The organism is uncultured Rikenella sp. (genome assembly GCF_910577125.1).
In the GTDB taxonomy this organism is placed as follows: domain Bacteria; phylum Bacteroidota; class Bacteroidia; order Bacteroidales; family Rikenellaceae; genus Rikenella.
Genome location: NZ_CAJTMN010000107.1, coordinates 1 through 6,154, shown reverse-complemented (window position 1 = coordinate 6,154; position 6,154 = coordinate 1). Strand labels below are relative to the sequence as shown.

The window sequence follows — 6,154 nt, the reverse complement described above, 5'->3', positions numbered from 1 at the left end:
GCCACAAGCACCGCCCCGTGTCCACCTCACTGCGGCTCCGCTATCGCTCCGCCGCATTTGCCGTCGCCCGCTGGGATTTCATCTCGATTTTGCTCACCGCAAAACGAGCGAAATCCCTCTTTTACGCGGGCGGGCGACGGTCGAGCTTTGAACCGGATGGAACTGTCGCTTTCTTGAAAGAAAGCGACACAAAGAACTTTTAATTAGCTACGCTACGCCTTAGGCTCCGCAAGATTCAGGCTGCGGCCGCACATCGCTACGGCAACCTCAGCCCAAATCTTCGTCCTATTCTTTCCCCGCGCCCGCCCCTACTTCTTCGTGTTGAAACGGTTCATGGCGCGATCCGGGCCTTCGGTCACCCACGAAAGAATGGCTTCGGCGCAACGGTCGGTCAGCTCGGGCAGGGCGGCGGATTCTTCCGCCGTCCAGTGCCCCAGCACATAGTCTACCTGCTGACCTCGGGCGAAGTCGCCGCCGATGCCGAACCGTAAACGACCGTAATCCTGACTCCCGACGCACTCGGCGATACTCTTCAAACCGTTGTGGCCGCCGTCGGAGCCGTTCTTCCGAATCCGAAGGTGACCGAACGGAAGGGCGATATCGTCCACGACGACAAAAACGCGTTCCAACGGAATCCGCTCGTGCTGCATCCAATAGCGTACCGCCTTGCCGCTCAGGTTCATGTAGGTCGAGGGCTTCAGCACGACAAGCTCCTGACCCCGATGGCGTACGACGGCGACGGAACCGTAACGGTCTGAGGTAAAAGTTGCTCCGGCTGCAGAGGCCAACGCATCGGCCACCCGGAATCCGGCATTGTGGCGTGTATCGGCATACTCGGCGCCGATGTTGCCGAGGCCGACGATCAGATATTTCATAAGCAATGGTATCGATAGGGGTGAGGAAGTGGCAAAATTCTCGCAAGGGCAGACCGCTGGGTGATGAAAAGCGGTTTCCTGCTCCTCGACAGGCGAGAGCAGAAAACCGCTTGATCCATTCCCGGAGGTCTCTCCCTCCGTCCATGCGTGCAAAAGGACTATTTGCTTGCCGCAGCCGCAGCCTGTGCCCCACGGGCTGCACGGGTCATACGGACTGCGCAGACTGCGGTCGTGGCCGGGGTCAGAATTTCCAGGCCGGGGATATGCAGGTCGCCGACGAAGATCGACTTCCCGAGGCCGAGCTCGGTCACGTCCACTTCGACGGTGTCGGGCAGGTCTTTCACCAAAGCGGAAACACGCAGTTTGCGTTTGCTCAGGATCAGTTTACCCCCTTGCTTCACCCCTTCGGAGTTACCGGTGAGCACCACGGGCAGGTCGACTGCCACGGGTTTCTTTTCGTCCACGCGGAAGAAGTCTACGTGCAGCACGTCGCCGCTCACGGGGTGGAACTGGACTTCACGCATGACGGCACGTTCTTTCTTACCGTCGATGTCGAATTCGATAATATAAGAATGCGGGGTGTAAATAAGCTGTTTGAACTCGGTGGCGGGCACGGCGAAGTGCACGGTATCCCCCCCGCCGTAAATCACGCACGGAACGTTCCCTGCCCGGCGCACTGCGTTGGTTCCTTTTTTGCCGAATTCGGTGCGGGCTGCACCTTTGATTTCGATCGTTTTCATCTCTCTGATAGTCTTTTGGTTATGAAAATCGTTTGTTTCCCGACGCTACTCAGTCGGTGCCCGGCAATGAGCATCGCCCCCATCACGTCGGTGTCGCGGCACAAGACCGAAACGGGGACAAAGGTAGTGATTTTTTCGGTTTATTCAAGGAAGAATACCAGACCTGCGCATTTTGTGCCGACACGGCCGCAGCGAAACGCAGTTTCGCCCGTCCACGCACCCACAGGGTGTTTTGTTAGGGTTCTCTTTGCTTTACCAAGTGGGGCCCGCCCGGCCCGAGGGCAGTTTCATCCTGTTAGGGTAGAGGCGGCCAATTGCCCACCGCGGGCACGCGGGGCCCGGCCGGCCTGAGGCCAGTTCTATCCTGTTAGGGTAGAGGCGGCCATCTCGGAGTGCCCGAAGGCACCGCGCGCCACGCCTTAAAAAGGGAATCGTCAAAACTCGCTTGCGTGTTTTGACTGGATTTCCCAAGGCGCGCGTAGGGTAGACACGGCCAATTGCCCACCGCGGGCACGCGGGGCCTGCGCGGCCTGAGCGCAGTCGATGCTCGACCGCGCGCCGTCGCCTTAACTGGAAAATCATATTCAAAAGCGGGTTACGCTTTTGAATATGATTTTCCAAGGCGCGCGAAAGCTCGTTTACCTGATAAGCGTCAGGTGGCCGGCCGTCTTTGGGCTCTATATCACTCTCTTTTCTTTGTTCCGCTTGGGCCGCGGGGGCCCCTACTTTCTACTATGTGGTAGAAAGTAGGCAAAGAGCACATTCAAGGGGGACTCACATCCCCCTTGAAAATCCCCCGACGATTCTTTGTAGCCATTTGCCCGCCCCGGGCTACCGCCATTCGGGTTCAGGAGAATCTGGCGGGGGCGGCTATTACGGATACAGCTGGTCTTCATCGAACGGCGATACCCGGGGAATGACTCTATGGTTTCACACACAGGGACTCAGTCCCAACTATGAGGATACCCATGCCACCTGTCTTCAGTTGCGTTGCCTCTCGGAATAAACGGTGCCCACGGGCACGCCGAAATAACCGGGTCTACCCAATGACAGCCTACCCTACACCGTTGCGGCCGGACGCCCGGGAGTGATCTGGGGTAGAGGCTGCCAGTAAAAGACGCTGTGCGTCCCTCCCGGTGGGAGGCGTCCGGCCCGCGCGGTTCTCCTAACTGCAAAAGCTCAGCCCAATTCTCGGCCCAAAATCCACCCCTTTCGGCCTGTCGCCCACTCCCCCCGAAGCCGCTACGCGGCTTGGGCGACAAGGCCGGCGATTCTGCGAATCGCGCTACTCGCTCTCGGCCCCAAAAGCACTGCCCCGTACCCACTTCACTGCGGCTCCGCTCCCGCTCCGCCGCGTCTATTGCCGTCGCCCGCTGGGATTTCATCTCGATTTTGCTCGCCGCAAAACGAGCGAAATCCCTCTTCAGGCGGGCGGGCGACGGGAGAGTTTTGAACCGGATGGAACTGCCGCTTGTTGGCTTACGCGTTGCCTTCGGCTTCCTCGTGCTACCTCGGCAAAGCCCACAAGTGGTCTCTGCCCTCAGTACGCTACTCGGTTCCTCCTCGCCGCTCGGCAATTTGCAAACTACGTTTGCATTGCACTCGCTGGCAGCGTCGGTTGAAAAAAGCGGCACCAAAACCGACGTAGCAGCCGAGTTGCCATCAAATTTACTTGAATGGCCGAGGCGCAAGGAGGAAACCTTAAGGTAAACTTTTGTGATAGCTGCGCTACGCCTTACGCTCCGCAAGACTCAGGCTTCAGGCGCGCGCCTCAACAAAGCACACTGGAAACACCTACCGCCTGAACCGGGCGCGCAGGAAGCCGGCGATCAGGCGGACGAACGCACGCATCCCGCGAGACGAAAAATAGAGCGCCGTGCCGCTCACGAGCCCGAAGAGAAGCGGTGTGACCGTCGCCTGCAGAAGCCAGGCGCTCCAGGTGTCGGGCGCCGGAAGCCAGCCCTGGCGGAGTATCGCCCCCGAGAGCAGCCATGAGGCGGTGAGGATCGAAAGGTATTTCAGCAGGGTCAGCCAATACTCCCGCGAGGATTCGCGGAAACCGCGCCGGTAGAGGAAATAGGGCTTCCAAAAGAGAACGAAGAGGCCGGTGCTGAGCAGCGTCCCCGCCACGACCCCTGCCACGCCGTACTGCCAGCAAGCCCAGAACGAGATGAGGAGATTCAGCGCGGCCTCGGTCCAGGCGGCCCACACGTCGTGATAAAGGCCGTAGGCGTTCAGAAAGTACTGGGAGGTCTGGCGGATCAGGCCGATGAAGAGGGTCGCCACGAGCATCAGCACCACCGGCGGAGCGAACAGTTCGTAGCGGCCGGCCGGAAGCCACAGCGAAATGAAGGGGTTGACCAGTTCGTAGAAGGTGAAGGAGAGGGTGCCGCCGAGCCAGAAGTACATGGCATTGAACTGCCAGAAGACGAGCTTGATCTTCGGCCGGTCGCCCTCGACGACGAGGTTCCCGACGCCGGCATAACTGTTGTTGAGCGCGCCGCCGATAAAGGAGGTCAGACGGCTGATCATCATCGAGTAGTTGGTGTAGTACGAGACCATGGACTGCGAGATGAGCTGGCCGAGGACGATGACGTCGGACTGGTAGAGGGCGAAGCCGGCGATCCGGTGGGCGAAGATCCGGCGGGTGGTGGCGAAGACTTCGCGGTATTTCCGCACGATCTGCCGCCCGAGTCGCAGGGAGGTACGCAGCCACGGATAGATGCGTCGCAGGGCGAGTTCGAGCCACACGGCGAACACGAGGCCGAACAGGAGCTCGACGGCGAGCCAGGTGAGGTAGCCGGCCGACGTCCACCGGAGCAGGGCCATCTGGAGGAGCACTTTGGCGAGCAGCGAGAGGTTGAAGATCCGGGTCACGACGTATCCCCGCTGGTCGGCCATCAGGAGGTTCTGTTTGTAGTTGACCAGGTAGCTCATCAGGGTGGTGGCCAGGAAGGTGAGGTAGGCGGCGTAGACGGTGCCGAGCGGAATCCCCTCGGCTACGGTGCGGGCAAAAATCCACGGGATAAAGGCGGCGAAAAGTAGGCCGGCGGCGGCGATGACGATTCCGACGAGCCGGAAGAGCCATCCGAGGAGCGAGACGAGTTCGGTAATTTGTGTCCGGTCGCGCCGGTAGAGGGGGGTGTAGAGCACCTGGGCGACGGCGGTGGCGATGCCGAGGTCGGCGAGGTTCAGGAAGCCGACGTAGCTCATCACGGAGGAGGTCAGACCGACGAGCCGGGTGCCGAGCTCTTCGAGGAAGATGCGCCGCGAGAAGAAGTTCAGCGCCAACACCAGCAGATAGAACACGACGGAGACGCGTGCGTTTTTGAAGCTGTAGGAGAGGCGTGACATGTGGGCGGCCGGATGAGGATCTAACGAGGGCGATTCGCGGAGGCTCCGGTTGCCGGGGCTGTCCCGAACGCGGGACAAAGATACGCAAAATGGGCGGTTGTAGATTGCCTGGGGTAGACACCGACCATCTTTCGAGTGCCGAGCGGCACCGCCCCGGGCTTCCGCTACAACGCGGACGGGGTGCCGAGGAGCGTCGGTGATTACGGCTGCTGCTATTCTGCCTCGGTCAGCGGCATCTATGGGATATTTCTTTTTGCGAGTACAGGGGGACATAATTCGCGTGCCGCTGCACATGGCCGTGCCTTCAGTCTTCCGTTGCGTTGCCTCTCGGAATAAACGGGGCGTGCCGCACTCCCAATTGCCAGTCTCTACCCTATTGGCCGACACTGCCATTTGCCCACCGCGGGCACGCGGGGCCTGCCCGGCCCGAGGGCAGTACCCTCAAACCAACCGCGCGCGACTGCTGGAAAAGGAAATCGTTCAAAGCGACTTGCGCTTTGAACAAGATTTCCGCCAGCGCGCGGACAAAGAACAGCACCAAGCTTGACCGCGCGCCGACGCCTTAAGAAGCGATTCAACTATTTTGGCGTAAGCCGAAATAGAATGAATCGCGTAAGGCGCGCGGATAAAGCCCGATTTACCTAACGTTGTTCGGCTGTTAATGTCGAGGAGATGGTTTATCTCTTCTCTCTGTTCCGCTTAGGCCGCGGGGGCCCCTACTTTCTACTATGTGGTAGAAAGTAGGCAAAGAGCACATTCAAGGGGGACTCGCATCCCCCTTGAAAATCCCCCGACGGGTTTTCATTCGGGCAAAGGTGCTTTGGGGTAAGCAGCCAACGATTTTTTATGCCCAGTTTGCGCCCCGTCAGGGGCGCCCGGGCCGGAACCACCCCAGGCGTAAGGCCACAATTTCGCAATGCTTGTTGGGCCCACGCTGGCACCGGCCCGACAAACCCCGCCCCGGGCTGCCGCCACTACGCCTCCGGTGCGCCGAGCGGCACTTGGAACAACGGAGTCAACTGGTCGTCCTCATCCCACAATTCAGGCAACCACTATCGCGGTACTGCTTTACATTTCAGCACGACAGAGTACTACCCCGGCTACGCACACTATCGTTCCCACGGTTTTCTGTTGCGTTGCCTCTCGGAATAAACGGACGCACTGCGTCTTTTACTGGCCGTGTCT

Annotated in this window: 5 protein-coding genes; 2 read left to right on the top strand and 3 right to left on the bottom strand. The window is 59.9% G+C overall.

The window, feature by feature from the left end; all coding sequences use genetic code 11:
- On the top strand, positions 1-203 hold a 203-nt coding region (locus QZ292_RS09075; RefSeq protein ID WP_294600782.1), incomplete at its 5' end, for a hypothetical protein.
- A gap of 105 nt (positions 204-308) precedes the next feature.
- Here the strand turns inward: QZ292_RS09075 and pth are convergent.
- The 3 genes from pth to QZ292_RS09060 all read right to left on the bottom strand — a co-directional run bounded on the left by pth (position 309) and on the right by QZ292_RS09060 (position 4,969).
- Entirely contained in the window at positions 309-875 is a 567-nt protein-coding gene (gene pth, locus QZ292_RS09070; RefSeq protein WP_294600780.1) for an aminoacyl-tRNA hydrolase, read from the bottom strand.
- Between the two features lie 158 nt (positions 876-1,033).
- Positions 1,034-1,615: a 50S ribosomal protein L25/general stress protein Ctc gene (locus QZ292_RS09065; protein ID WP_294600777.1), complete on the bottom strand. Its 582-nt coding sequence runs from the start codon at positions 1,613-1,615 to the stop codon at positions 1,034-1,036.
- Positions 1,616-3,409: 1,794 nt separating this feature from the next.
- Entirely contained in the window at positions 3,410-4,969 is a 1,560-nt protein-coding gene (locus tag QZ292_RS09060) for a sugar transporter (RefSeq protein ID WP_294600775.1), read from the bottom strand.
- A 135-nt stretch (positions 4,970-5,104) separates the two neighbouring features.
- On the opposite strand from QZ292_RS09060, the gene QZ292_RS09055 reads away from it, so the two are divergent.
- Positions 5,105-5,305: a hypothetical protein gene (locus QZ292_RS09055; RefSeq protein ID WP_294600773.1), complete on the top strand. Its 201-nt coding sequence runs from the start codon at positions 5,105-5,107 to the stop codon at positions 5,303-5,305.
- Positions 5,306-6,154 lie beyond the last annotated feature (849 nt).

Bases quoted from the DNA above. Each gene is read 5' to 3' on its own strand.
- pth (WP_294600780.1), bottom strand. From the start codon at position 875: ATGAAATATCTGATCGTCGGCCTCGGCAACATCGGCGCCGAGTATGCC.
- QZ292_RS09060 (WP_294600775.1), bottom strand. From the start codon at position 4,969: ATGTCACGCCTCTCCTACAGCTTCAAAAACGCACGCGTCTCCGTCGTG.
- QZ292_RS09065 (WP_294600777.1), bottom strand. From the start codon at position 1,615: ATGAAAACGATCGAAATCAAAGGTGCAGCCCGCACCGAATTCGGCAAA.